The following is a 23,740-nucleotide window of genomic DNA, read 5'->3' on the forward strand; positions in this document are numbered from 1 at the left end:
GACGGGAGCCCCAGGCACGACGTCATAGCTCATGGTTTGGGAGCTCCGCCGCTGGGGGAACCGAATTTGAACGGGTCGGCACCACGATTCGCGCGGTTCTTCTCTTTGCGCGCCGCGTCCGGCGGGCGGATCATTTGTACCGTCAGGCTGCCGTCTTGACCGGCGTAGACCACCGCGCTGGTTCCTCCGTCCAGATAGCTCGCGATGGTCGCCAGGTTGATCTCCACCAGCGCACTGCTGACCCCGGTATTACCCAGGCGCCGCCCGATGTTGTATCCCTCGTCGACATTGCCCAACTCGATGCCATGGCCGTCGGTATTCAGGCCGTGCAAGGCAAGGGTCAGGGCGATTTCAGCCTCTTGATTATCGGTAGTGTCGTAGAACACGCGCACCGGCTTATGCCCTTCGGGCAAGGTATCCAGCGCCTGTAACCACCCGGCTTGCAGCGCCTTGGCCTGCAACGCCGGCTTGAGCCGTTTGCCGTTTTCATCCTGCATCGAAACCTTGATCGGGCGGTGCAGGTAACCCAGCACCGGCGCGGCGTCGAACTCTTTGACCTGGTGCTGGGCCCAGCGGATGGGTAGCCATGGGGAAGGTTCGAACTCTCCGGGGCCGCGGTTGCTGATGGTTTGCCAGAGGGTGGGGAGTTGGGAATGCCAGTAGGCGGTGGACATGGTGCCGGGGGCTAAGGGGTCTTGGGCGCCTTTGGCTCGCTCCGCCTCCTCATACGCCTTCCTGAACTTAGGCGCTTGCTGCCAGTAAAACGCCCACAGTTTGCCCAGATCGGTGTCTTTGTTCTGGTTATCTTCACGTTCATGAGTGGCATAACGGCGGATGTACCGATCCACCCGATCCGAGCGGGTGACCAGCAGCCCGGTCATGCTTTCGTACACCGTGGGGACTACCTGCACGCTTTGCAACCCGGGCGTACCGGGCTTGCGATAGACATCTCGCGTTACATCACCGTCCCGGCTCGCGATCAACGCTTGGGGCACTTGAGGATTGTCATCAAAAAACTGGAACAGTCGCTCGATCATGCCTTGCGCGTGGGTGGTACTTTCATCGTCCTGCCAGAGAAATTGGGTAACTCCCAGAGTCGCCTTATTACGACCTGAGTTAATCAGGCCGGCGGCTCGATAGCCTTTCTCATAGGGATCTGGAGGGCCCAGCGCAAACACTGGAATCGGCCAATATGCGACTGACTCGCCTGCCGAATGTTTGAAGGCAACGCGGACTTTGATATCTCTGGAGTTTTGTCTGGATCTTAGTGACGCCTTATAGTCCTTGGGATCTCGAGAATATATCGAAGCAAAGTTATCGTTTTTTTTCTTGATGAATTGCCAGATCTCCGATTGATGATCCTGATAAATCCCCAGCCCCACGCCCCTTATTTCCAACGCATAGGTCCGCGCTTGCGTGGCTTTCTGCTCAGCGATTTGTGCGGTGACTTTGGCTTTGTAAGCGGCAAGCGCCGCCTTTTCACTGGCCACCGCTTTGCCCCACCAGTGAACGCTGAAGATGAGCAGCAAGGGCCCCAAAATAGCGGCGATACCCCAGCGCATCACCGGCTTCATGTCACGAAGTTCCATGTTAAGTTCCTGTGCCTTGATTTGGACAAGCCAGACGAAGCCGATCCAAAGGATCAGCAGTACGCCCGCGATCCAGAGATAGGGTTTAAGAGTTGGTAAGGTTCGGGGGCGGTGTTGAGCATCGCTCATAAGGCACCTCCTTTTTTATCGACGCCGGCAAGCAGAGAAGGTGGCGTTAGCGAGACAAAATCCGAGGGCGGAAACTCTCCCTCCTGGTAATACAAGTAACTGGCTGTCACCAATGCTTGAGCCTCTGCACTAAGACGCGACCAGCCTGATAAGCCTTTAATATTCAAATACTGTTCTTCATCCATCTTCCAATCCGCAATCGCCACCAACACCTCACGCATCCGCGGATCATCAAGGCAATGCGCCTGGCCAATGGCAATGTCCATCGCCGTCACCCACCGCTGGTTTTCCGGGCTGCGCAAAATCGCCGAGTGATAGGAATTGGCTCCCCATTCACGTTGGTCACGCTCCATGCGCGCCCGGGCTTCACGCGGGGTTTCCTCGCGCTCGTGAAAAGAACTGGTGCGAGTGCGGGCCGCGCCTTTGCGGACGGCGCGGGTGTGGTCCTCCGGGTCTTCGGATAACCCGTTAAACCGCGCCAGCGCTTCCTGCTGCGTGGAGTTGGGCGCGTCATATTCGACGGGCATCCTGATCCACAAAAAGGTCGCGGCGTCTTTGCCCAGGGCGATGCTTTTGGCAACGTCATCGGGTTTGTCCAGGCCGGCAGTGGTCGGGCTGCCCTGGATGGCTTCGCCGCCAAACATCTGCGGCGCATGGGGCGGGGTCAGGGCCTCGGCATTGATCAGGCGTTCCTGCCCCTTGGCGATCGGCGCTTGCGAAGCCACCCCGATGAGCATGGACGCGCCCGGGTAACGGTGCTCGCCCGGCGCGCGAATGAACTCAGGCTGCGGCGGTTTACCCACCAGCACCGGCTCGCCGTCACGCTGGCGTTTGGTCCACAGCCGTTGGTAAAAACCGAGGGATTGCAGGGCTGTCATCGCCGGTCGCCCGTCGGGCGTGGCATCGGGCACGCCGTAGGTGCCGATGCCTTGCACATCATCCAGCGCCACGGTGGTGTCATCCGGGCAAAAATACACGTACACCTTGCCGCGATTGTCGCGCTCGGGAAACACCGTGTGGTTGCCGATTTTATCGGGCCGCGAACCTTGCGTCGGCGACCATCGCGGACCGCTGCGCCCGCCATAGGTCTTGATGTCCCTGAGCGCAGATAGTGGAGGCTGCGCATGAGGTGTTTGTGTCACCGCGCTGACGATACCGATCAGTGTGGCGAGGGTGTCATGGTCCTTGGGAGTGACCTTGGGCAATACGCTGTAAGGCGAGTCCACGAGAATCAGGGTATCGGCGCAACGCTGGCCCTTGTCCATCAACAGGGCCTGCGCCAACAGGGCGATCAAGGTGCCCTGGCTGTGGCCCATGATGGTGATGGTTTCATCGGGCGATACCCGGCGAATTTCACGGATCAGCATCGCCAGACGATGAGCGGCGAACACAAAATAACGCCGCAGCGGTGCGTTGGCGAAGAGCAGGAAATTGTTCGGACTCAAACGCTCCACGGCGCCGGTTTTCACGTTGGCCTTGAAGCCCTCGCCGTACATTTCCTGCAGGTTATTGGTGGCGTTGACGAAAAACCCGCCAGCCTTGGCAAAGTGGCGATCCAGGCGGTTGCCGTGGATATCCTGAAACTGGTTGCGCATCCGGAACGGATCGCCGGCGTCATCACGCTTGACGTGTTCCGGCGCGGCCCGGTAGCCCCAGTAGAACGGGATCATCAGGCTACGGGTTTTGGGATCGTCGGTGTCGCGTTGATACAGATACGTGTCAGGGTCGTCGAGCGTAGTTTTCTGATCCGCACTCCGTTCATCAAGCGGTACTTCTTGGGCCTCAGCGTAATCCGCCCCATATCGCCCCGCCTTCAGATCCGGCCGATCCAGTCGTTCATTCACCCCCTGGCACAACCCGGTTTCCACCGACTCATAGGACGCCCCGGGATCATTCACGCCATGCAGGAAAATCACCACCCCCGGCAGGTCAGCGGGTACTTCCAGCTTGCGCACGGTGTTGCAATTGGGCATCAACCGGGTCGTGAGTTGCGCCACGCAGTACATGTCTTCGTGGCTCATTGGCTGCCACCTTTCGGGCCTTTGCCACGCATTGCCGTCGTTTGTGCCTGATGCATCATTTCGCGCTCCACCCGTTCCGCCAGCCCCCTTGAATCCGTTTGTCCTTGCACGGTGCTGCCATCCTCCAGTTTGATTTGGTAAGCGTGGTCGACCGCCAGGCGAGCGCTATCGTCGTCATGACCGGGGTAGTGAATGGCCAGGCTTTGCGCGGCGGGGTCACGACCGAATGAAGGCACGGTGGCGCTATCAGTTTTCGGCCCCACCCAGTCATGCTCGCCGGCATGCACAATGGCCTTGCCCTGCGTACCGATCTCGACCCCGCCACCGATCCTGATGTAGCTGCCGTCATCGGCCACCAGGCGGATGGTGGGGGCGGTGATGAGCACCTCGCCTTCGGCCGCTGACAAGTGCAGGTTCTTTTGCGCGTTGTGCACCATGTCGTCGTCCTGGGCCTGCACCAGCACCTTGCCGCGATTGGCGATGGCGCTGATGCCCTCGTCCTGGGCGAAGGCGCTGATCCCTTTGCCGGCTTGCAGGCGCATGGCCGCGCCGCTGCTCAACTGCAAGTGATCCTGGGCGGTGGTGTCATGGTTTTCACCGGCGTAATGCACCTGTGAACGCGGCGTGGCGCTGACGATGCCCGCCTCAGACGCTACCGCGACCACCGGTTCCCCCGGACTGTTGCTGGTCGGTGCAGGCCATTGACTCAACGACTGGCGCAACACTTCGATGCCCTGGGCATCGACATGCCGGCTGCCTCGGGCTGCGGCCGTCTGGCCGAGGGACTGGAACAGCTCGCCACACTCACTCAACAACTTGAGCAGCTCTTCGCGGTCCAGTTGTGAGCCTTGCGCATCCTGGCGAGCATAGGTGGTCAACAACATCCCTTGGGCCGCCCGCAGGGCAATCGCCGCATCGCTGCGCAGTTCGGCGCCATGACCGCGTTCCTGGGCTCGCCCATCGGTTCGAGGTGTGGTGAGTTTGCCCAGGTTCAGCGCCGTGGCCTGATGGGTCGTGGCCAGCCGAGCGCGCAGCGCGCCAGGCGTATCGTCGAAGAGCAGCTCGTTGAAGCCCCTGCCTTGATGCTCCTGGGTCTGGATCCCCGACAATGTTCGATTGCCCGGCAACCCCGTCGCGTTACTGAAACGCGGGGGGAAATGATCGGCGTTGTAGAGCACCGACGTCACCAAGGGGCGGTCGATGTCGCCGCCGAGGAACGTCACCAGTACCTCCTGGCCGATGCGCGGCAAAAATTGATGGCCGAAGCCTGCGCCAGCACTGGGCATCGCGACCCTTAGCCAGGTCGTCGCCTGTGCCGGGTCCTGCTCGCGCTGCCAATGGAAACGCACTTGTACGCGCGCCATCTCGTCGGTAAAAACTTCCTCACCTTCGGGGCCGACCACAATGGCGGTGAGCGCTCCGGCAATCGTCGGCCGCGGGGTAGTGATCGGTGGCCGAAAGGCAATTTTGTGGCGGATGCAGACGAAACGGTTGTCGTAGTTCGCCGGTTGATCCGTCAGGTAGTTGTTGTGGCCTTGGTGCTCCACCTTGAGCAGCAGGAACTGGCGATCATCCAGGGGATCACGATCATGATCGAAGTGCTGGGTCAGTTCGAAGGTGTAACCCGGCAGCAGGGCGCGACAGTTACTGGAGCCCTCGAACGTCTTGCCCTGTACCTCCAGGGCTTCGAGTCGATGCCGCACCAGCGCTTCGCCATCTGCGGGCGTACCGTGGCTGTAATGACCGGGAAAGTCGTAGATCTCGTAGGCGGGGACATCGCCTTGGGCGTTGAGGCTGGGCATGCTGACCGGCAGCGGATTGCGCGGTTGCCGGTAATCGAACGTCTGGATGGCCATTTTGCCGGACTGCAAAACCCGATGGCTGCTCCATCGGGTGATCGAGTCGGCGGTCTCGGTGACAGACGCGCTGTGGTAGCGGATCCGCGGTTGTTGTATTAACGGTTCAAGGTGGCGGGAGTGGTCGCAGATGATCAGGTGGTGTTCTTCCTTCGTATGAGCGAAATAGAAGAACAGCCCTTCACGCTCCAGCAGGCGCAAGACAAAGTCCAGATCGCTTTCGCGGTATTGCGTGATGTAGCTGTGGGACTTGAGCGGCTGTTCCAGTCGGAAATCAAACGTGGGCAGCACGCCATAGTGGGCGAACACCTTGCGCAGGATGTCCTCGATGGTCTGGTCTTGAAAGATCCGCGAGTCGAAGCGTCGCGACAGCATCCACAGCCAAGGGCTCAAGGTAGCCGAATAGTAGGCCAGGCCACCGTCACTTTTCTGCAGGCTGAATCGGCTGATAAAACCGTGAATGTAACGCGACCCGCCGCTTGCCAATTCAATGTCGAGTGACGCCGGTTGCCCTATCAGTGACTTGAGCTCCAGCCGTGCGTCCTGACTGATCAGTGACAACTCGAAACTGAATAATGTCGACACACCCTCCAAGCCGGAAAATCGCTCGAGCAGCAGCTCGTGCTGGCTTGCAATCGGGGAGGTGAACTTGATCAAGCGCCGGTTCTGTGGCGAGAATATTTTTGTTAGTTCCATTAACAAGCTTCCTGCGGCATATGCAACCCGTGGTCATCCCAGGACCTGCACGTCCATGCGCCTGGAGAAACCCGAAGGCCGCAATTAAGTCGCTTATGAAACAGCTTGTATGTAGGAGGCTTCCTTTTTTGGATGCAGATTTGTCCGCACAACCGCTATCGACTGGGGGGATCTGAAAGTTTTGGGGGGCGACGTTAGATACGTGGGTACTGGGGGGCGAGTCCTGAAACAGGAGTAGACCTGTTCAGGACTCGACATCACTGCTTGGGCGCGTCAGCCGGCTTGGCTGGCTCAGCCGGTTTCGGCGCAGGATCATCAAACAGGTTCAGGCGCTCGCGAAGCTCGTGGGCCGGTAGCGGTTCCTTGTCCGCCGGCAGCGCATTCGGGTCGACCGGTGCAGCCGGTGTGGCGCTTGGCGCGGCTGAACCTTGCGGTGCATCAGGAGCAGGCTCCGCACCTTGCGAACCTTCAATGGCACGCTGGGCTTTCTTGGTCAGCACCACGATGTCAATGCGACGGTTGACCGGGTTGAACGGGTGCTCGCGGTCGAACAGGGCCGATGAGGCATAACCGACCACCCGCGCCACTTGAGCATCCGGATAGCTGCCCGCCACCAGGGCTCGGCGAGCGGCGTTGGCACGGTTGGACGAGAGTTCCCAGTTCCCAAAATCGCCAGTGCCGCTGTACGGCTTGGCGTCGGTGTGGCCGCTGATGCTGATCTTGTTCGGCACCGCTTTGATGGTGTCGGCCATGGCTAGCAGGATGTCCTCGAAATACGATTTCAGCCGCGCAGAACCCGAGTCAAACATCGGCCGGTTTTCCGCGTCCACGATCTGGATGCGCAAGCCGTCCGGGGTGATCTCGAACATGATCTGGTCTTTGAATTTCTGCAGCTGCGGGTTCTCTTCGACCTTGTTCTGCAGTTCTTGCAGCAACAGTTCCAGGCGCTCCTTCTCGACCATTTCGGCCATGCCTTCGACCTGTTCGGCGTCGACCGTCACCTTGTCCGGCTGCGGCTGGGACTTCACCTCGGGGTTGAGGGTGTTTTCCGGCGCCAGGGTCGGCGTACCGCCCAGGTCGATGATGTACGGCGTACCGCTTTCGGAGAAGCCGATCGGATCTTTGAAGTAACCGGCGATGGCGATCTTCTGTTCCGGCGTTGCCGTGGACAGCAGCCACAACACCAGGAAGAACGCCATCATCGCCGTGGCGAAGTCGGCGAAGGCGATTTTCCAGGCGCCCCCGTGATGCCCACCGGCGATGCGCTTGACGCGCTTGATGATTATCGGCTGGTTATTTTCCATAACTTAACGACCGCGAACCGCTTGTTCCAGCTCGGCGAAGCTAGGACGGTGCGCCGGGTACAGAACCTTGCGTCCGAACTCCACCGCCAGCGATGGCGGCATGCCGGAAGCCGAAGCGACCAGCGACGCCTTGATGGCTTCGTAGACGTTCAGTTCTTCCTTGGCATCGTGGGCCAGGGAATGGGCCAGCGGGCCGAAGAAACCATAGGCGGCGAGAATACCGAAGAAGGTACCCACCAATGCCGCACCGACGTGCAGGCCAATGGATTTCTGATCGCCCTCGCCCAGGGAGGCCATGGTCACCACGATCCCCAATACCGCCGCGACGATACCGAAACCTGGCATGGCGTCGGCGATGCCGTTCACCGCGTGGGACGGGTGCTCGAGGTCTTCCTTGAGGCTGTACAGTTCCATGTCGAACAGGCCTTCCAGCTCGTGGGGAGCCATGTTGCCGGAGGACATGATGCGCAGGTAATCGCAGATGAATGCGGTCATGCGTTCGTCTTTGAGGACCGTCGGGTACTTGGCGAAGATCGGGCTCGCGGCGGCATCTTCGATGTCGCCTTCGATGGCCATCATGCCTTCACGACGACTTTTGTTGAGGATCTCGTAAATCAGACCGAGCACTTCAAGGTAGAAGCCGTGGGTGAAACGCGAACCGAACATGCTCAGCGACTTCTTAAGCACGTGCATGGTCATGTAGCTGGGGTTGGCCTGCAGGAATGCACCGAGGGCCGCACCACCAATGATCAGCACCTCGAAAGGCTGGATCAGGGCGGCAATTTTGCCGTGGGAGAGCACGTATCCGCCGAGCACGCTCGCGAATACGACGATGATGCCGATTATTTTAGCCATAGGTAGGAGAGCACTTACTGAGTCGGGTTCAAGGTCATATTCGGAAGTTAAAAAATCTCTTCTTCTACTTATCGGCAAAACTGCGCCAGACTATAGCCAGTTCAGGCGAAAAGCCAATTTGACCCATTCCGGGCGTAGGTAATGCAGACGATGATCGCCTCCAGACATGGTTAACGAAACGAACGTCCCGACCCCAAAACCAACCACTCTCCAAGACTGGGTCAAGCTTCTGGATGGCGTGCGCCTGCCGGTTCCGCAGGCCAGTCACGACCGTGTCTGCCGGGCGCTGCGCGACAGTCGCAGCTCCCTGCGTGATATCGCCGACTTGATGCAGGACAGCCCGGCCCTGGCCTTGAGCGTGATCCGCGAAGCCAACCGCCACACCCACGGCAGCATGACCGAGCCGGCGGAAAACCTTGAGGTGGCGATCAATCGCCTCGGCTTGAAACGCACCGAAGAATTGCTCGCACGCTTGCCCGCCAAACCCATGGCCGAGATTCCCAAGGCGCTGCGTCAGCTGCAGATGATCAGCCAACACGCGACGCAACAGGCCAACGGTTTTTTCGCCAGCCGCCTCGCACGCCTGTGGCAGGATATTCATTGGGGCAGCCTGCTGTTTCTGTCGCCGCTCTGGCCGCTGGCACTGACGCACCCGCAACTGCTCGAAGAGTGGGAACTGCGGGTCATCCATAAAGGTGAGTCAGCGCGCAAAGTCGAAAAGCAGTTGTTTGGCGCACGGCTGCTGGAAATCGGCCTGGCCCTGGTGGATACCTGGCGCCTGCCGATCTGGGTGCAGCAAGGCTATAAACTGTTGCTCACCGAGCAGCGGGAACTGGTCAAAGTGCTGCGCATTGCCCGCGACAGCGAACATCCGTTGCGCCAACAAAATCGCCTCGATGACGATCCGACCTTGCGCCGCTGGCTCAACCAGCCGGCCAACACGGTGCTGCTGGCCAACGGGCTGGCGCTCTCGGCGCAACAGGCCTGGGACAGCCCGCACAGCGAGCGCTGGCAGTACCTCACCAGCCTCTACCTGCAAATACCCATGGATGAGGTGCAACAACAATTGCACCAGCAGGCCGCCAACAGCGCCCGCCATCACGCCATGCCCGACCTCTGGCACCCTGCCGTTGCGTTGCTCTGGCCGTGGGGCACGCATCGCGTTCACGCCGGACTGCTTCCGGCCCCGGCGCCGACCGCTGATGACCTGGCCCGGTGGCGCCGGCAATGTGCCGAACTGCTGGTCGAGCCGAGTCGTTTCACCAACGCCATGCACCTGACCACCTCGGCCCGTGACGCGCTGGTCGCGTGCGGCATGCGCCGGGTAATGATCCTGATGGCCGATCGCACCCACGCCAACCTGCGGGTGCACCAGACCGCCGGGTTGCCGAAAGAAGCGGCCGGGCTGAATTTCGTGGTCAGTCAGAGCAGCGTCCTGCAACGACTGCTCGCGCAACAGGCCCAGGTGCGCCTGACACCAGACAACAACGCACAATTTTCCGCCCTGCTGCCCAACAGCCTGCGCTCACAGTTCAGCGGCGAACACCTGATGCTGCGCTCGCTGGTCAACAATGGCCGGGTGATCATGATTGTCGTGGCGGATCAGGGCGGCGGACCTTTTTCGGAAATTACCGTACAAGCCTTTGGCAAAACTGCGCAATGCATCGAGAAAGCCCTGCACAGCTTTAGCCACCGCGGCCAGTGAGGCTGCGTTACAATCTTCCCTTTTTGTGCCCTGGAGACCTCACATGTCTGACTTCTCTGGCTTGCCGCTGGTGATCGAGCCGAGCGACTTGCTCCCTCGCCTCGACGCCCGCGAACTGATTCTGGTGGACCTGACCAGCAGTGCCCGCTACACCGAAGGGCACATTCCCGGTGCGCGTTTTGTCGACCCCAAGCGCACGCAACTCGGTCAGGCACCTGCGCCGGGCCTGATGCCGCCGCAAGCGGCGCTGGAAGCGTTGTTCGGTGAACTGGGCCATAACCCCGACGCGGTCTACGTGGTGTATGACGACGAAGGCGGCGGTTGGGCCGGTCGCTTTATCTGGCTGCTGGATGTCATCGGCCACCGCAAGTACCACTATATAGACGGCGGCCTGTCGGCCTGGCTGGCTGAAGGCCTGCCGATGTCGATCCAGATCCCGCCAGCCGTGGGCGGCCCGGTTGCCCTGACGTTGCACGACGAACCCACCGCTACACGCGAGTACCTGCAAAGCCGTCTCGGCGCCGCTGACCTGGCGATCTGGGATGCCCGCGGACCGCTGGAATATTCCGGTGAGAAAGTGCTCGCGGCCAAGGCCGGGCATATCCCCGGCGCGGTCAATTTCGAATGGACGGCGGGCATGGATCAGGCGCGCCAACTGCGTATACGCACTGACATGCCGCAGATCCTCGAAAAACTCGGCATCACGCCGGACAAAGAAATCATTACCCACTGCCAGACCCATCACCGGTCGGGCTTCACTTATCTGGTGGCCAAGTCCCTCGGTTATCCGCGGGTCAAAGGCTACGCCGGTTCCTGGGGCGAATGGGGCAATCACCCTGACACGCCTGTCGAGCTTTAAGGTTTTTAAGGACACCCAATGAAAGAGCGTTTGTTTATCCTCAGCCAGTACCTGCTGCCCCATCACTTGCTCTCGCGGCTGGCCGGCTGCATCGCCGAATGCCGCGTTCGCTGGTTCAAGAATGCCTTTACCGCCTGGTTCGCCAAGCGCTATCAGGTGGATATGTCCCAGGCACTGGTCGAAGACCTGACCGCCTATGAGCACTTCAACGACTTCTTCACCCGCGCCTTGAAAGACGGCGCCCGCCCGCTCGACGAAACCCCGGGCGCGGTCCTCAGCCCGGCCGACGGTGCGATCAGCCAACTCGGCCCGATCGAACACGGTCGCGTGTTCCAGGCCAAGGGCCACAGTTTCAGCGTGCTGGAACTGCTGGGTGGCGACGCGGCCAATGCTGCGCCGTTCATGGGCGGTGATTTCGCGACTATTTACCTGTCGCCGAAAGACTACCACCGTGTGCACATGCCGCTGGCCGGCACCCTGCGCGAAATGGTCTACATCCCGGGCCGCCTGTTTTCGGTGAACCAGTCCACCGCTGAAAACGTGCCGGAACTGTTCGCCCGCAACGAGCGCGTAGCGTGCATTTTCGACACCGAGCGCGGGCCGATGGCCGTGGTTCTGGTGGGTGCGATGATCGTTGCGTCGATCGAAACCGTATGGGCTGGCCTGGTTACGCCGCCGAAACGCGAGCTGAAAACCTTCCGCTACGACGAAGCCGCACGCGCGCCGATCCACCTGGAAAAAGGTGCGGAGCTGGGTCGCTTCAAGCTGGGTTCGACCGCTGTCGTGCTGTTCGGGCCGGATCAGGTGAAATGGGCTGAAGACATGACTGCCGGCCTGGCCGTGCAAATGGGCCAGGGTATGGGCCTGCCAAAGGCATAAATTCTTTGTTGTACTCAAACCTGTAGGAGCCGGCTTGCTGGCGATGGCATCCATGAGGGCTCCATCGCTGGCAAGCCAGCTCCTGCAGTGGTTTTGCGGTGCCGTTAGAGCTGGCCGTCGCGATCGCGGAAGCCCAGCAGATACAGCACGCCATCCAGTCCCAGGGTGGAGATCGCTTGCTTGGCCGACTGCTTGACCAGCGGCTTGGCACGGAACGCCACGCCCAACCCGGCAATCGCCAGCATCGGCAAGTCATTCGCGCCGTCGCCGACCGCAATGGTCTGCTCCAGACGCAAACCTTCCTTGTGTGCCAGCTCTTTGAGCAGATCCGCTTTGCGCTGCGCGTCGACAATCGGCTCGACCGCCACGCCAGTCACCTTGCCGTCGACCACTTCCAGTTCGTTGGCGAAGACGTAATCGATTCCGAGCTTGGCCTGCAATTGCTTGGCGAAGTAGGTAAAGCCGCCCGACAGAATGGCGGTCTTGTACCCCAGGCGCTTGAGTTCGGCGAACAGGGTTTCAGCACCTTCGGTCAAACGCAGCGAAGCGCCGATGGAATCCAGCACGCCGACATCCAGGCCTTTGAGCAACGCCAGGCGCTCTTTGAAGCTGGCACGGAAATCCAGTTCACCGGCCATCGCCCGCTCGGTGATTTCCGAAACCTTGTCACCCACGCCGGCGGCCTTGGCCAGTTCGTCGATTACCTCGGCTTCGATCAGGGTCGAATCCATGTCGAACACCGCCAGACGACGGTTACGGCGGAACAACGAATCTTCCTGGAAGGCGATGTCGACGTTCAGTTCCTGGGCGACGCTGAGGAATTCGGCACGCAGCGCCTGCGGATCGGCCGCTTCGCCACGGACGGAAAACTCGATGCAACCCTTGCCTTTATCAGCTGGGGTATCCAGCGGCATGCGCCCGGACAGGCGATCAATGTGGTCGATGTTCAAGCCATATTTGGCGGTGATCGAACTCACGGCCTGCAGTTGTCCGGCGGTGACCTTGCGGGTCAGCAGCGTCACGATGTGGCGCTTTTTGCCCTGGTTGCCAACCCACTGCTGGTAATCCTCTTCGGATACCGGCGTGAAACGCACCTGTTGATCGAGCTCGTAACCCTTGAACAGGATGTCCTTGAGCACGGATTTGCCTTGCTCGGTGTCGGGAATTTCAACCAGGATGCCAAACGACAGCGTGTCGTGGATCACCGCCTGACCGATGTCGAGAATGTTCACACCACCCTGGGCCAGAACGCCGGTAATGGCCGCAGTCAGACCCGGACGGTCGACTCCCGTGATGTTTATCAGGACGATTTCGCGCAAGGCGCACCCCCGCAGGTGGAAAAAAACCGCATTCTACCCACTTTCAGTGACCATCGGGCACCGTGAGCGCTTTGACGGTCTAGGGCCTGTCGCTATACTGCGCGTCAACTTCACGGACAAAAGAGCCGAGCTCAAGTGAACCGGCCCACGCCAGTAAAAACCGATAACTTCTTCCTGCTGATCTTCCGGGCACTGCGTCACCGCCGTGTACCGATTGCATTGCGCATTGCCAGCCATAACGTGATCCTGGTCGCTCTGGCCCTGGTGATCTACGCCTGTGTGATGGGTTTGCAGTTCAAGCAGGCCATGCACGAGCAGGCAGATGCGCTGGGCGAAAGCCTGACCACGCAGACCGCCACCTCGGCCACCGAGTTGCTGGTGTCGAACGACATCCTCAGTCTCAACGTGCTGCTCAACAACCTGACCAAGAACAAGCTGGTGGCCCACGCCGCCATCTATAGCGTGGATAACCGTATCCTCGCCGAAGCCGGTCAGCGTCCCAAGCACGGCCTGTTGGGCGAAGCCGAAGGTATGTACCAGAGCAAGATCACCTTTCAGGACGTGACTGCCGGGCAACTGCGCATCAGCCTGGACATGGATCAGTTCCAGCAACCGATGACCATCAGCCTGCAAAGCATGGGCATCCTGAGCGCGATCCTGCTGGCCTTGTCCCTGGCCTTGAGCCTGCGTCTGGGCCGGCACATCTCCACGCCGCTCCTGCAACTGCGCGTGTGGCTGCGCAATATCGACGAATACACCCCGGCCACCGAACGTCAGGACGAGATTGGAGATCTGGCGCGTCAACTGCACGCCAACTTCGCACCAGAGCCGGCCGAGCCGGAACCCGTGCAGGAACCGGAGCTCGACGACAGCGATTACGACGATGCCGAACCGGAGTTCGAAGTGCGCAACCTGCGCGATCCAAGCTTCGATGAAAGCCGCCCGATGGCAGCGATGAAGGCAGCTCCACGACGCGTTGTCAGCACTGTCGAAGATGATGACGATGATGATGCGTTTGCGGATTTGCTCGATGACGCAGACAGCGCCGCAAAACCGTTAGCCCGCCCTGCTCCCTCGAACGTGCCGCAGCACAGCGCCGTTCTGGCCGTGCAGCTGGGCTCCCAGGAGCAACTGCGTCGCTTGCCGCGCACCCGCCTGGAAGAACTGCTCAAACGCTACCGCGACTGCCTCGATCAGGCTGCTTCGCTGTACCAAAGCGAACTGCACACGTTGAACGACGGCAGCACGCTGATGCTGTTCCACACCGAAGACAGCGGCGACGACTATCTGACCAATGCCATTTGCTGCGGCGAGTTGCTGCGCGCACTCGGCCATCAGTTGCAGATCGAAGTCGCCGACAGCGGCATCACCCTGCAATTGCAGCTGGGCCTGACCCTGGGCGACGATTTGTTCGGCCTGAGCCAGATCGACCTGCTGCTGACCGATTCCGCCCAGGACGCCCTGGCCCTGTCGCAACACAGCCGCAACCTGCTGCTGGTGGAGCGCAAGATCAGTGACGACGCGCTGATCCGCCAACGTGCGCGAATCCGCCCGATCGCCAGCCCTGAAGGCGCTTGCTGCGTAGAACGGCTGATGGAGCCTTATCCGTCGATGCTCGAACGGCAACTGGCGCGGATGCATGAGCGCCGGGCGTAAGCCTTAAGCCCGGTTGCGAAGAAGCCCGCAGACGATCACGCGTCTGCGGGTTTTTTATTGCCTGTACTGCCGCAATCGCTGGCAAGCCAGCTCCTACAGTGGTTGATGTCGTACACAATCTGCGCTCAACAGACACCCTTGTGGGAGCTGGCAAGCCAGCTCCTACAGTGATTGATGTCGTACACAATCTGCGCTCAACAAATACCCTTGTGGGAGCTGGCTTGCCAGTTCCCACAGTGATTGATGTCGTACATACAATCTGCGCTCAACAGATACCCTTGTGGGAGCTGGCTTGCCAGCGATGAGGCCATCAGCCGCACTGGAAGTCTCCAATCAGCAGAAACAACAAAGCCCGCACAAGGCGTAATGCTGTTCAGATAAGAGATAGAGCGAGCAATCAGTAACCTGTGGCGAGGGAGCTTGCTCCCGCTGGACTGCGTAGCAGTCCCATTTTGGGGGGGCGCTTCGCTCCCCAGCGGGAGCAAGCTCCCTCGCCACAGGTACAGTGTTCGTCCTTAAATGAACAGCATTACGCACAAGGCGGGCTTTGGTTCGACTCGAGCCAGACTTAGAAGCGGAACACTTCCATATCGGTACGAATCGGCGAAGCCATTGGAATCTTCGGCTGCTTTTCCGCTTCCGCCGCAGGCGCCACAGGCTTGGCGGCCGGCTTCTTTGGTGCTTCGGCGATTGGCGGCTGGTTGGCCAAGGGCTTGAGCGCGATCGACAACTGTTCGGCCAGCTTCTGCAACAACACACCCTGAGCCTGAACCTGCGCCGCCGTGGTGCCGGCGTGCAGCTCTTGCAAATGAATGATGCGGTTGTCGCGCACTTGCCCACGACGGTCGATCAGGCGCCATTGCGCATCAAGGATCGCCGGCTGCTTCTGACCCGAATCCAGGCGAGTAATGGTCAGCAGCACTTGAACGTCCGGGGTGAAGCCCACGGTTGCCGGCGCCAACACCACGCGCTGGCTGTCCAGATGACCGGCGACCTGACGCAGCAACAGCTGGTCGATATCGGAAGACAGGCTGCCAGCCCAACGACCGTCGGTCGCAGCTTGCAGGCTGCCATCGGGTTGACGCTGCAGCAGGGTTTCACGTTGCAGATAGTCGGCCACGGTCACCGGGCCCAGCAATACCGCCATGCCCGCGCTTTGCGCAGGCGGAACCGGACTTCCGCTGTCCAGTTGATACAGCGACACCGGCTGGTGAACGCTGCAACCCGCCAGGCCAAGAACGCCGGCGAGCATCAGAATAAAAGGAAGGCGCAGAGCAGTCATCGTCCCATCCAGGTGATTGCCACAAGGCTAACCACAGTGAAAATACTCAATAAATATGAAGAACGCTCGGCCACGCCGGCGCTTGAAAGGCCATATCATCCGTGAATATGCGTTCCGACTCCAGCGCGAAAGCGTCGATCTACGCGTTAAATCGTAGAACGACGCCTCTAGCACGCCTAATTGAGGTTTTCGACGAGCAGCGCATCTACCCTCTGGAAGCCACGTGGCAGTTTGTTACCACGACGCCCACGCTCACCCTTGTAGTGTTCGAGGTCGTCCGCTTTCAGTGACAAGGTACGTTTTCCGGCCTGCAACACCAAGGTTGCGCCTTCCGGGATAACGGCGATGTCCGTGACATATTCTTCGCGACTGGCCACACGCTCACCGGAAATCCCGATGATCTTGTTGCCTTTGCCCTTACCTAATTGTGGCAGATCGCTGATCTTGAAGATCAGCAGGCGACCTTCGGTGGTCACCGACGCCAACCAGTTGTGTTCACGATCGGCGACAGGCCGCGGCAGTATGACCTTGGCGTTGTTCGGCAGGCTCAACAGCGCCTTGCCCGCCTTGTTCTTGGCCTGCAGGTCTTCGCCCTTGACCACGAAACCGTAACCAGCGTCGGAAGCGATCACGTAGAGCGCATCGTCTTCCGGCATCAGCACGCACTCGAAGCTTGCACCCGGCGGTGGTGTCAGACGACCGGTCAGCGGTTCGCCCTGGCCACGGGCCGATGGCAACGTATGCGCAGCCACCGAATAGCTGCGACCGGTGGAGTCGATGAACACCGCAAACTGGTTGGAACGCCCGGCGGCCAAGGCCTTGAAGCCGTCACCGGCCTTATAGGAAAGCCCCGTAGCGTCGATGTCGTGGCCTTTGGCCGAGCGAATCCAGCCTTTTTCCGACAGCACGACTGTCACTTTCTCGTTCGGCAGCAGATCGTGTTCGGTCAGGGCCTTGGCTTCAGCACGCTCGACGATTGGCGACCGGCGGTCATCGCCATAGGTTTCAGCGTCTTTGATCAGCTCGGTGCGCACCAGCTTCTTCAGCTTGGCTTCGCTGCTCAACAAGGCTTGCAGCTTGGCTTGTTCCTTGAGCAGTTCATCCTGCTCGGCGCGCAGCTTCATTTCTTCCAGTCGCGCCAACTGACGCAGACGGGTGTCGAGGATGTAGTCGGCCTGGATTTCGCTCAGGGCGAAACGCTCGATCAGCGCAGCTTTCGGGTGTTCCTCGGTACGGATGATGTGGATCACTTCATCCAGGTTGAGGTAGGCGATCAGCAAGCCGTCCAACAGGTGCAGGCGACGTTCGACTTTATCGAGACGGAATTGCAGGCGACGACGAACGGTCTGCACCCGGAACTCCAGCCACTCGACCAGCAAGGCGCGCAGGTTTTTCAGTTGCGGTTTGCCATCGAGGCCGATGATGTTGATGTTGACCCGGTAGCTCGACTCCAACTCGGTGCTGGCGAACAGATGCTGCATCAGCGCATCGTGGTCGAAGTTTTTCCGCGCCACCGGAATGATCACGATCCGGCACGGGTTCTCGTGGTCGGACTCGTCGCGCAGGTCGGCGATTTGCGGGGCCTTGGACGGCTTGGCCTGCATCATGGCCGCGATCTGTTCCAGTACCTTGGCGCCCGAAACCTGATGCGGCAGCGCGGTGACGATGATGTCGCCGTCTTCGATGTGGTACACGGCACGCATGCGCACCGAGCCCTTGCCGGTTTCGTAGATTTTCAGCAGGTCGGCGCGCGGAGTGATGATTTCCGCTTCGGTCGGGTAATCCGGGCCCTGAATGTGTTCACAGAGCTGCTCGACCGTGGCTTTTGGCTCATCGAGCAAACGCACGCACGCCGATGCGACTTCCCGCAGGTTGTGCGGCGGCACGTCGGTGGCCATGCCCACGGCGATGCCGGTGGTGCCATTGAGCAGGATATTCGGCAAACGTGCCGGTAGCACCAGCGGTTCGTCGAGGGTGCCGTCGAAGTTAGGCCCCCAGTCCGCCGTGCCCTGGCCCAGTTCGCTGAGCAGCACTTCGGAATAGCGCGACAGGCGTGCCTCGGTGTATCGCATGGCGGCGAAGGATTTGGGATCATCCGGCGCACCCCAGTTGCCCTGGCCGTCGACCAGCGTGTAACGGTAGCTGAACGGCTGGGCCATCAGGACCATGGCTTCGTAGCAGGCCGAGTCGCCGTGGGGGTGGAATTTGCCGAGCACGTCACCGACGGTACGCGCCGATTTCTTGTGCTTGGAATCGGCGTCCAGCCCCAACTCGCTCATGGCGTAGATGATGCGCCGCTGCACGGGCTTCAGGCCGTCGCCGATATGCGGCAAGGCACGGTCCATGATCACGTACATGGAGTAGTTGAGGTAGGCATTTTCGGTGAAGTCAGCCAGCGATCGGCGTTCTACGCCATCTAAGCTGTCTGCAAGGATGTCGCTCATGCGGGCCTCATCGGTTCGTTGTCTGGCGCAGCAGCATGGTGCCACCGCGCTGGGTAAATTCAAGTTTGTTCAGTGCGCTCATGCCGAGCAGCACCTGGTCGCCATGCAGGCCGGGCGCCACCAGTGCGCGGACATCCCGCAGCACGATGTCGCCCAGTTGCAGGCGTTCAATACGCGTGCGATAGCCCTGGCTCAGGCCATTGGCCGTGCTCAGGGTCACACCGAAACCTTGCTCCAGCTTCAATCGCTTGGCCAGATCGGCCGGGATCGCCACATCGGTCGCCCCGGTGTCGAGCATGAAATTCACCGGCTGCCCGTTGATCTGACCGCTGGCGACGAAATGCCCCTGGGCATTGCTGGCCAGTTTCACCTCGATAAAACCGTCGCCCTGTTCCGAGCTCACGACAACATTCGGGTTTTGCTGCCGCTCTTCCCATTGGCCGAAAAAACGCGTTGCCAGAAACAGCGCCGCGCACCAGGCCAGCACCATCAACACCCGACCGACGCGCTTGCCCGGGGTTTGCTGACTCACGGCTTGGCGCTCCAGCCACCGTCAGGCGCGGCAAAGCGCCAGACGATCGGACGAACTTCACCATCGGCGCGAGCACCGGTGTTGTTGTCGATACCGATCCAGGCACCGTCAGCGTCCACGACCAGCGCTTCCGCGAGGCCATAATCCTGTGGATAACGGCGGTTTTCCTGCAATGCCTCATCGGCAAACGACCAGCAACGCTCAACCTTGGCGGTCTGCGCATCCCGGCGGCAGATCTCGAACGCATTGCGCTCCAGGGTGAACAGCTTGCCGTTGAACAATGACAGATCGGCAAAATCCCGGGGCATCGCTCTGGCATGAGGAAATTGTGCTGGCTGCATTTCTTTTCCGGCTTCACTCAGCAGCACGCAGCCACCATCGCAGTCCCACACCGATTGCTTGCGCTTGATCAGCAGCAAGCCGCGGCTCTCACGCTCGGCGGCCAACCACAGCTGGTCACCCTCAGGATTGATCGCCAGGCCTTCGAACAGCGCATTGAAGCGCAACAACAGGCCACTGGCCCGGGCTTCACGCACCATGAGTGGCGAAATTTTCAGCCAGGACGCGGGACCGGTTGGCGGTATTTGCAATACCGCTGCATGGGCTTCGCTGACCACATAGCGATTGCCGGCGCTGTCGCAAGTGATGCCTTCGAAATCCAGATTGCCGCCACGCACGAACGAAGCGGCCCAGGCCCGTGAACGCAACCCCCAGGGCAACCCACTGTCGGGCACGACAGGCACGCCGATGCCCACAGATTCTGCGCGCCAGACACTGGCTTGGGTATCGAGGCGGTAGATCTGATCGTCGTCGCGGTCGGAGACCGTCCACAGCTCGTTGCCGCACTGGGCCAGCCCGGACAGGTTGCCGCCGCGCATGCCATCGACGGCATGCTCGGACAACAGACGCAGTTGCGCAGTCGGCTCGGCAGACACCGTCATCGAGGTCAGCAGCAACGCACACGCCAGGGCAAAGCCCAAGCGCATCAGCCCAGCACCTCCGCCAGATTGCCTTTGGACTCCAGCCAGGTCTTGCGGTCGCCAGCGCGTTTTTTCGCCAGCAACATGTCCATCATTTCCGAGGTCGCTTCGAAATCATCGCCCAGCGTCAATTGCACCAGGCGCCGGGTGTTTGGGTCCATGGTGGTTTCGCGCAGCTGAGGCGGGTTCATTTCGCCCAGACCTTTGAATCGCGTGACCTGCGGTTTGCCGCGTTTCTTTTCCGCCACCAAGCGATCGAGAATGCCGTCGCGCTCGGCTTCGTCGAGGGCGTAGTAAATCTCTTTGCCCAGGTCGATACGGTACAACGGCGGCATGGCTACATAGACGTGACCGGCATCGACCAGCGCGCGGAAATGCTGGACGAACAAGGCACAGAGCAAGGTTGCGATGTGCAGGCCGTCGGAGTCGGCGTCGGCGAGGATGCAGATTTTGCCATAGCGCAACTGAGTCAAGTCCGCAGCGCCCGGATCGACGCCGATGGCCACGGCAATGTTGTGCACTTCCTGACTGGCCAGTACTTCGCTGCCGTCGACTTCCCAAGTGTTGAGGATCTTGCCGCGCAACGGCAGGATCGCCTGGAACTCTTTGTCCCGCGCCTGCTTGGCCGAGCCGCCGGCGGAATCACCTTCCACCAGGAACAGTTCGGAACGCATCGGGTCCTGCCCGGCGCAGTCGGCGAGTTTGCCCGGCAATGCCGGCCCTTGGGTGATGCGCTTGCGCTCGACCTTCTTGCTCGCCTTCAGGCGACGACCGGCGTTGTTGATCGCCAGCTCGGCCAGCGCCAGACCGGTTTCCGGATGGGCATTGAGCCAGAGGCTGAACGCATCCTTGACCACACCGGACACGAACGCCGCCGCTTCCCGGGACGACAGGCGCTCTTTGGTCTGGCCGGAGAATTGCGGTTCTTGCATTTTCATCGACAGCACGAAAGCGATGCGTTCCCAAACGTCTTCCGGCGCCAGCTTCACGCCGCGCGGCAGCAGGCTGCGGAACTCGCAGAACTCACGCATGGCGTCGAGCAAGCCCTGCCGCAGACCGTTGACGTGGGTGCCGCCCTGGGCGGTCGGAATCAGGTTGACGTAGCTTTCCTGCACCGCGTCGCCACCTTCCGGCAGCCACAGCAGCGCCCAATCCACGGCTTCCTTGTTACCGGCCAGGCTGCCGCAGAACGGCTCGTCCGGCAGGCGCTCGAATTCGCTGACCGCGTCCACCAGATAGGAACGCAGGCCGTCTTCGTAATGCCATTCGACTTTCTCGCCGGTGGCCTTGTCTTCAAAACTGACCAGCAGCCCCGGGCACAGAACGGCCTTGGCCTTGAGCACGTGCTTGAGACGGCTGATGGAGAATTTTGGTGAATCGAAGTACTTCGGGTCCGGCGCAAAGAACACGCTGGTGCCGGTGTTGCGCTTGCCGACCGTACCGACGATTTCCAGCTCGGTGGCTTTGTAGCCATCCTTGAAGGTCATCTGGTATTCGTTGCCGTCACGCTTCACACGTACGCGGACTTCGTTCGACAAGGCGTTGACCACGGAAATACCCACCCCGTGCAGACCGCCGGAGAACTGGTAGTTCTTGTTGGAAAACTTGCCGCCCGCATGGAGTTTGGTGAGGATCAGTTCGACGCCCGACACGCCCTCTTCAGGGTGAATATCCACCGGCATGCCACGGCCGTCATCGCTGACTTCCAGCGAGTGATCGGCGTGCAGGATGACCTGCACCGATTTGGCGTGCCCGGCCAAGGCTTCGTCGACGCTGTTGTCGATGACTTCCTGGGCGAGGTGGTTCGGCCGACTGGTGTCGGTGTACATGCCGGGGCGTTTGCGCACCGGGTCGAGGCCCGAGAGGACTTCGATGGCGTCGGCGTTATAAGAGCTAGCGCTGGGAGTGGCCATGGGGTCTCGTCGTCAGTCGTTCATTGAAAATAGGGGGCGAGATTTCACAATGCCGTGAAATCTATCGCCTGATACAAATCGGCGCCAATGCCGGCAAAACTCAGCATGGCTGGAAGCTGTGCGGCAAACCCCTGGAAACTATGGTCACCGCCGGCCTGGATACGCAAGGCACAGGCCCGGTAATACTGCTGCGCCAGGCGATAGTCCAGCGTTTCATCACCTGTCTGCAACCATACCTGATACCGCTGCGGGTCCTGAGGTGCCGGCACTTCCAGCTCGGCCAGGGCCGTTACGTGGTCGTGGGTCAATTCCCAGGTCTCATCGGTGTACAGGTTTTTCTGCGTCCCCAGGAATCCGTCGAACATCCGGTGCGGACTGACGGCAGGGTTGATCAGCAGGGCTTTCAGGCCATGGCGCTCGGCCAGGTGAGTCGCATAGTAGCCGCCGAGTGAGCTGCCGACCAGCAGTGGCCGTCCGAGTGCTTCAATCGCCTGTTCGAGCTGACCGATGGCTTCGCGGGGATGGTGATGCAGGGCGGGTACACGCAATTTTTCGCTCAAGCCCAGGCGGTCCATCACGTCGATCAACTGGCATGCCTTCTTTGACGACGGCGAACTGTTGAAACCGTGGATATAGAGGATCGAACCGGACATTTGAACTCCCTGCGCGTCGGGTAAAGAAGCGGAGTTTACAGGGAGACTGGGGAATGGGGGATATCCGTGGAATTCACGTCGCCTGAGCGGACGCCATCGCGAGCACGCTCGCGATGGCCGCGGCGCGGTATAGGTAAATGACCAATATGTCAGTAGCCGTCTGAGCCGTAATCGACCTGGAAGTCGAAGCCAGTCACGCGCTCTACCCCGGTTTCCAGTTGCCCATCCGGCAACAGCCGCAACCAGCGATACCCCGGCGCCTGCTCGCCGACCTTGAAATCCTCGCTGCCCGGTTCGAACTGAATGCAGGTCGATGGCGAGGCGACCAGACGTACGTTGTTACGCAATTGATCGATTTCCTGATGCACATGCCCCCACAGCACTGCACGCACTTGTGGAAAACGATCGAGCACTTCAAAAAAGGCTTCGGGATTGCGCAAGCCTATCGGCTCCATCCACGCACAACCAATGGACACCGGATGATGGTGAAAGCACACCAGATGATGGCGTTCCGGCGCCTCGCTCAGCGCGCGGACCAGCAACTGCAATTGGTCGTCCTGCAGAAAGCCCGGCACCGAACCCGGCACCGCCGAATCCAGCAGCGTGACCCGCCAGTTACCGATATCCACCACCGGCTCCAGCAAGGCGCTTTGCACCGCGGCCTCGGCCATGATCTGCGGTTCGTCGTGGTTGCCAGGAATCCAGCGCGCCGGCGCATCGAGCTGTCGGGTCAGATCGCGAAACTGCTGATAAGACTCCAACGTGCCGTCCTGGGACAGGTCGCCGGTAGCCAGGATCAGATCGATCTGCGGCTGTTGCGCCTGCACCAGCTCAATGACTTTTTGCAGGCTGTCGCGGGTGTTCATCCCCAGCAACGTACCGTCCGCCTCGGCGAACAGATGGCTGTCAGAAATTTGCACCAGCAGTGCCGGCTCGGCGGAGCTCAAGGTGGATACGCTCGGCAAGGTGTTCTCCCAGGGCGTGATCACGGGATTGGATGATTGGCGCAATTATGCTGGGGGACGATCGAAAGAAGAAACCTGTGAACCTGACGCAGTTCACAACTGC

Annotated in this window: 17 protein-coding genes; 4 read left to right on the forward strand and 13 right to left on the reverse strand. The window is 60.5% G+C overall.

Annotated features, from left to right (window positions below):
* Positions 1-29: 29 nt before the first annotated feature.
* From KHO07_RS26335 to motA, 5 genes are all read right to left on the reverse strand, one after another.
* Positions 30-1,718, reverse strand: coding sequence for a DUF2875 family protein (locus tag KHO07_RS26335; RefSeq protein WP_212625926.1), 1,689 nt, complete (start codon positions 1,716-1,718; stop codon positions 30-32).
* A complete protein-coding gene (locus KHO07_RS26340; protein ID WP_212625927.1) occupies positions 1,715-3,739 on the reverse strand; it encodes a DUF3274 domain-containing protein in 2,025 nt (674 codons plus the stop codon). Before KHO07_RS26340 ends, KHO07_RS26335 begins: the two co-directional genes overlap by 4 nt.
* Positions 3,736-6,297: a type VI secretion system Vgr family protein gene (gene tssI, locus KHO07_RS26345; protein WP_212625928.1), complete on the reverse strand. Its 2,562-nt coding sequence runs from the start codon at positions 6,295-6,297 to the stop codon at positions 3,736-3,738. The genes KHO07_RS26340 and tssI overlap by 4 nt, the downstream gene beginning before the upstream one ends.
* Positions 6,298-6,548: 251 nt before the next feature.
* Positions 6,549-7,595, reverse strand: coding sequence for a flagellar motor protein MotB (motB, locus tag KHO07_RS26350; RefSeq protein WP_212625929.1), 1,047 nt, complete (start codon positions 7,593-7,595; stop codon positions 6,549-6,551).
* A gap of 3 nt (positions 7,596-7,598) precedes the next feature.
* Positions 7,599-8,450, reverse strand: a complete 852-nt coding sequence (gene motA / locus KHO07_RS26355) for a flagellar motor stator protein MotA (protein WP_150735646.1) — start codon at positions 8,448-8,450, stop codon at positions 7,599-7,601.
* Positions 8,451-8,616: 166 nt separating this feature from the next.
* Here motA and KHO07_RS26360 point away from each other — a divergent pair, with 166 nt between their 5' ends.
* From KHO07_RS26360 to asd, 3 genes are read left to right on the forward strand one after another with little or no spacing between them, the layout of a single operon-like run.
* Positions 8,617-10,155 (forward strand): HDOD domain-containing protein, encoded by a 1,539-nt coding sequence (locus KHO07_RS26360; RefSeq protein WP_212625930.1) that lies wholly within the window; start codon positions 8,617-8,619, stop codon positions 10,153-10,155.
* A gap of 43 nt (positions 10,156-10,198) precedes the next feature.
* On the forward strand, positions 10,199-11,014 hold the full coding sequence (locus tag KHO07_RS26365; RefSeq protein ID WP_075947328.1) for a rhodanese-like domain-containing protein: 816 nt from the start codon (positions 10,199-10,201) through the stop codon (positions 11,012-11,014).
* An 18-nt stretch (positions 11,015-11,032) separates the two neighbouring features.
* Positions 11,033-11,893, forward strand: coding sequence for an archaetidylserine decarboxylase (gene asd / locus KHO07_RS26370; protein WP_212625931.1), 861 nt, complete (start codon positions 11,033-11,035; stop codon positions 11,891-11,893).
* A gap of 104 nt (positions 11,894-11,997) precedes the next feature.
* Here the strand turns inward: asd and serB are convergent, their stop codons facing one another.
* A complete protein-coding gene (gene serB, locus KHO07_RS26375) occupies positions 11,998-13,212 on the reverse strand; it encodes a phosphoserine phosphatase SerB (RefSeq protein WP_095192149.1) in 1,215 nt (404 codons plus the stop codon).
* 135 nt (positions 13,213-13,347) lie between these two features.
* Here serB and KHO07_RS26380 point away from each other — a divergent pair, with 135 nt between their 5' ends.
* Positions 13,348-14,868 carry an AhpA/YtjB family protein gene (locus KHO07_RS26380; protein ID WP_212625932.1) on the forward strand — a complete coding sequence of 507 codons (1,521 nt, stop codon included), beginning with the start codon at positions 13,348-13,350 and terminating at the stop codon, positions 14,866-14,868.
* Between the two features lie 568 nt (positions 14,869-15,436).
* Here KHO07_RS26380 and KHO07_RS26385 read toward each other — a convergent pair.
* From KHO07_RS26385 to cpdA, 7 genes are all read right to left on the reverse strand, one after another.
* Positions 15,437-16,150 carry an ABC-type transport auxiliary lipoprotein family protein gene (locus KHO07_RS26385; protein ID WP_150735642.1) on the reverse strand — a complete coding sequence of 238 codons (714 nt, stop codon included), beginning with the start codon at positions 16,148-16,150 and terminating at the stop codon, positions 15,437-15,439.
* Between the two features lie 176 nt (positions 16,151-16,326).
* Positions 16,327-18,594 carry a DNA topoisomerase IV subunit A gene (parC, locus tag KHO07_RS26390; RefSeq protein ID WP_212625933.1) on the reverse strand — a complete coding sequence of 756 codons (2,268 nt, stop codon included), beginning with the start codon at positions 18,592-18,594 and terminating at the stop codon, positions 16,327-16,329.
* A gap of 7 nt (positions 18,595-18,601) precedes the next feature.
* Positions 18,602-19,126, reverse strand: a complete 525-nt coding sequence (locus tag KHO07_RS26395; protein ID WP_212625934.1) for a TIGR02281 family clan AA aspartic protease — start codon at positions 19,124-19,126, stop codon at positions 18,602-18,604.
* Entirely contained in the window at positions 19,123-20,112 is a 990-nt protein-coding gene (locus KHO07_RS26400) for an esterase-like activity of phytase family protein (RefSeq protein WP_212625935.1), read from the reverse strand. The genes KHO07_RS26395 and KHO07_RS26400 overlap by 4 nt, the downstream gene beginning before the upstream one ends.
* The gene (parE, locus tag KHO07_RS26405) at positions 20,112-22,019 is read right to left on the reverse strand and encodes a DNA topoisomerase IV subunit B (protein WP_150735639.1); all 1,908 of its coding nucleotides are present in this window, start codon (positions 22,017-22,019) and stop codon (positions 20,112-20,114) included. The genes KHO07_RS26400 and parE overlap by 1 nt, the downstream gene beginning before the upstream one ends.
* A 44-nt stretch (positions 22,020-22,063) precedes the next feature.
* On the reverse strand, positions 22,064-22,672 hold the full coding sequence (locus tag KHO07_RS26410; RefSeq protein ID WP_150735638.1) for a YqiA/YcfP family alpha/beta fold hydrolase: 609 nt from the start codon (positions 22,670-22,672) through the stop codon (positions 22,064-22,066).
* 149 nt (positions 22,673-22,821) lie between these two features.
* On the reverse strand, positions 22,822-23,637 hold the full coding sequence (cpdA, locus tag KHO07_RS26415; RefSeq protein WP_212625936.1) for a 3',5'-cyclic-AMP phosphodiesterase: 816 nt from the start codon (positions 23,635-23,637) through the stop codon (positions 22,822-22,824).
* Positions 23,638-23,740: the final 103 nt, after the last annotated feature.

This window comes from Pseudomonas sp. PP3 (assembly GCF_905336995.1).
Lineage (GTDB): Bacteria > Pseudomonadota > Gammaproteobacteria > Pseudomonadales > Pseudomonadaceae > Aquipseudomonas > Aquipseudomonas reinekei.